The sequence below is a fragment of the Myxococcus vastator genome, assembly GCF_010894475.1.
Classification (GTDB): Bacteria; Myxococcota; Myxococcia; order Myxococcales; family Myxococcaceae; genus Myxococcus; species Myxococcus vastator.
This window is the reverse complement of the sequence record NZ_JAAIYB010000839.1, coordinates 1-1,423: the sequence shown is the minus strand read 5'-3', so window position 1 is coordinate 1,423 and position 1,423 is coordinate 1. Positions and strand designations below refer to the sequence as shown.

The following is a 1,423-nucleotide window of genomic DNA, read 5'->3' as shown; positions in this document are numbered from 1 at the left end:
CCGCCACCGCGCGCACGTCCAGCGCGCCCCCCGCCGCCGCCACCGCGAACACCAGCCCGGCGAACACCAGCACCTCGCTGAAGATGACGAAGCCCATGTACACCCGCGCGGCGCGCTCCGCCTCCGGCCCGCCCGCGTGGATGACCAGCCCGTACGTGGAGAAGCCCATCACCGCATAGGCCGTGTAGAAGCTGATGACGTCCAGCGACAGCACCAGCCCCAGGTTGCCGGACATGGCCGCCAGGAACAGCGCGTGGAAGCGGTGCCGCCGCGGGTCCTCCGCCAGGTAGCTCGCCGCGTACACCCCGGCCGCCGTCCACAGCAGCGCCGTGGCCAGGAGGAAGGGCCGGCTGGTGGCGTCCAGCCCCAGCCGCGCGCCCAGCAGCAGCCACGGCAACTCCACCTCCAGCGACGGCGAGCGCCCCGCCGCCAGCGCCAGCCCCAGCGCCGGCAGCGCCGCCACCGAGGCCAGCGCGCCGCTCCACCGCCGCGGCCCCCGCACCGCCGCCAGCCCCGCGGCCACCAGCGGCAGGAAGACGGCGACGAGCAGCAGGCCCCGGCCGCTCATGGCCGGAACTCCCGCTGGGAGATGAGCCAGGCCCAGGACAGCGGGCTGATGGGCGAGTGCGCCAGCAACCCCACCACCAGCGACAGCAGCGCCGTGGTGAGCAGCGGGAAGAGCAGCAGCGGGTGGCCCTCCCACCGTGGCGCGGGGCCCGCGGGCTCCGCGTCCGGCGCGTCGAACCAGGCGCGCTTCAGCAGCGGCAGGAAGTAGGTGGCGTTGAGCACCGTGCTGCCCACCAGCACCCAGAGCACCCAGGCCTGGCCCGTCTCGCTCACCGCGCCCAGGCCCAGGTACCACTTGGTGACGAAGCCGGCCACGGGTGGCACGCCCATCATCCCCAGCGCCCCCACCGTGAAGGCCGCCATCGTCCACGGCATGCGCCGCCCCGCGCCCTTGAGCTCCTTCACGTCGTGGATGTGCAGCCCCTTGCCCAGGCTGCCCGCGCAGAAGAAGAGGGTTATCTTCATCAGCCCCTGGTGGACGAGGTGGGACAAGGCCGCCACGGTGGACACCGGGCCGACGATGGCGATGCCCAGGACGATGTACGAGACCTGGCTCACCGTGGAGTACGCCAGCCGCCGCTTCAGGTTCTGCTGCGACAGCGCGCGCACGGAGCCATAGAGGATGGTGAAGGCCGCCACCGCCGCCAGCGGGCCCGTCACGCCCAGCGACTGCGCATAGCGCACGCCGAACACGTCATAGACGACGCGGACGATGCCGAACGCCCCCGCCTTCACCACCGCCACCGCGTGCAGCAGCGCGCTCACCGGCGCGGGCGCCACCATGGCCGCCGGCAGCCAGCCGTGCAGCGGCACCAGCGCCGCCTTCACCCCCAGCCCCGCGATGAAGAGCGCGAAC

General features: G+C 73.5%; 2 protein-coding genes. Both read right to left on the bottom strand.

Annotated features, from left to right (window positions below):
- The coding region (locus G4D87_RS37775) for a hypothetical protein (RefSeq protein ID WP_371928659.1) at window positions 1-568 on the bottom strand (568 nt) is incomplete at its 3' end.
- A partial coding sequence (locus tag G4D87_RS37770; protein WP_275902334.1) for a proton-conducting transporter transmembrane domain-containing protein occupies window positions 565-1,423 on the bottom strand: 859 nt, incomplete at its 5' end. The genes G4D87_RS37770 and G4D87_RS37775, both read right to left, overlap by 4 nt.